This window comes from Cytobacillus firmus NBRC 15306, from assembly GCF_001591465.1.
Taxonomy (GTDB): Bacteria; Bacillota; Bacilli; order Bacillales; family Cytobacillaceae; genus Cytobacillus; species Cytobacillus firmus.
Genome location: NZ_BCUY01000185.1, coordinates 1 through 2,158 on the forward strand (window position 1 = coordinate 1; position 2,158 = coordinate 2,158).

At 39.9% G+C, this 2,158-nt stretch carries 1 protein-coding gene; it reads right to left on the reverse strand.

The window, feature by feature from the left end; genetic code table 11:
• Positions 1 to 93 precede the first annotated feature (93 nt).
• Entirely contained in the window at positions 94 to 1,527 is a 1,434-nt protein-coding gene (ltrA, locus tag BFI01S_RS21655; protein WP_061794413.1) for a group II intron reverse transcriptase/maturase, read from the reverse strand.
• Between the last annotated feature and the right edge of the window lie 631 nt (positions 1,528 to 2,158).

The window sequence follows — 2,158 nt, forward strand, 5'->3', positions numbered from 1 at the left end:
AATAAAGTAGGGAAACCTCTTCCGAGGCTTCCCCCTTATCAAACCGTACGTGCCCTATTAAGGCATACGGCTTACCAAATGTTACAATGTTTATCAAGAGGATGCGTTCCAGGCATTTTGCATCTTTTGGATTCTGTGAGGAGTGAAGTATTCCTCACCATTTTCTTTTGCACGTTTAATTGCGTTTTGTTGTTTCCTTTTTCCTAGAATCTTCAATTCAACTAAATATTCGTCAAGACTGTAACCGTAAGCTTTGTTAAGGTAAAGCCAGTAACTCGGTATTAACTTAATACTTACAAAGAAGCGATTATTCCATTTATACCTCATCTTTTGTTCTTTCTTTTGATTCGGATGTTTATGAATAAATGCTACGCGTAGTCTTTTCCTTATGTAACCATCGATTGCTTTCAACTTACTTCGCATCCATCGAGTGATGCATCGGCTCTTTTGTCCTAGTTCTTCATTAGCTTTGATAGCCTTAATGATGGTCACATAGTAGTTGACCTTCCCTCTTATGATTGGATTTACTCGACTTATCCATTCTTCCTTGCTCAAGGTTAACGTCTTTCTAGTCTTCTCCTTAATTTTCAATCGAAAATCTTTTATGGAGTCTTCTTTAGGAGTAACGTGGAAAACAGATTTATTGTCCTTTTTTCTCGGTCTCCAATGATGAAAGGTGAATCCTAAGAAGTCAAAATCATCCTTACTAAAGTTGACTACTTTTGTTTTCTCTTTAGAGATTTCTAGACCCAACTCACCTAACTTTTCCTTAGTTAGGGATGCAGCCTTTTCTATAGTCTCCCTCGATTTGGCGAACAACAGAAAATCATCGGCATAACGGACAAATCGAATTCCGTTTAAGTCCCATTCCCAATCTAGTTCATTCAAGTATACGTTTGCGAGAAGTGGAGATATAACCCCACCTTGCGGTGTCCCATAATCGGAATGAATGAGCTTTCCCTCTTCCATAAATCCAGCTTTAAGCCATTGCTCAATTAAACCTAAGACCGTTCGGTCTGAAACATATTTCTTCAATATTCCAATGAGTTTCTTGTGTGGAATATTATCAAAGAATCCTTTAATGTCGCAATCATAAATGTAATTATATCCTTGTTCGATATTCCAAAGGATTAATTGTAATGCTCTTTCCACTCCACGATTCGGTCTATAACCAACTGACCAATTGTGAAATAAGCTGTCCTCGAATTTTGGCTGAAGTACATTTACCACACTTTGTTGGACAATACGGTCTTCAATAGTAGGAATACCCAGCGGTCGTTTCTTCCCATTCTTTTTTGGAATATATACTCTTCTAACCGGTTGAGCTTGATAGGACTTTGCTTTCAGTTTGTTTAATAATGCCATGATATTATCTTCTAATTTAGCATCAAAACTTTCTATGGTTTCTCCGTCAATTCCCCCTGCTCCCTTGTTTGCTTTTACTTGCTCGAAGCTTTGGGTTAGTTTTCGGTCGAATAATATTTGTCCATAGACACTGTGTAATTTAAACTTCCACTCTTGATTCATTGCGTATTCCACGCCTTTCCTTGATGTACATTCAAACGGTTTTACCGCGGTATCATGATTGTTATCATTACATCTTGTTCATGGCTTGGAGCCATAGGTCATTCCCCTTCCGTTCGCTTGATGTTATGGTCATCAAGTTACTCCCGTACTATGAGAATGTCTGACTACTCCACCAGTTCTGCGTCACTTCGGATTACCCTTATAGACTAGAACCCTGCCTGTTCGGTAAGGTGGAGTCCTCACGGGGTCGTCACATTTCCCTTATAAGCATACCCTGCACCATCACGCTATAAGTCACATTTTCTTGTTCTGACTTCTGAAGAAAATGCCTCTTAAGTGGGCTTCCTCACTTTTCGAAAAGTCGCCAACTTACCTCGCCGCTGTGCTTCACACTTATTGCATTAGGGTCTACCTATTCGCTTACGGGTCTCTCGATTTTCCGCATCTCCTTCAGACAACACCTCACGGTGTTGCCCTAGATTAAGCTTCCCGAGCTAGGTCAGTCTCCTCGGGTATGGATTTTCACCATCTGGGATTGCAAATTCATTATCCTCCCCAAGTCGTTTCATCGAAATGACGTCTCTTTCCGATAATGAAAAGAAGAGTGTTGACTCTAAGTCAACACTCAATG

Coding starts and splice junctions, on each gene's coding strand:
- ltrA (WP_061794413.1), bottom strand. CDS start 1,527: ATGAATCAAGAGTGGAAGTTTAAATTACACAGTGTCTATGGACAAATA.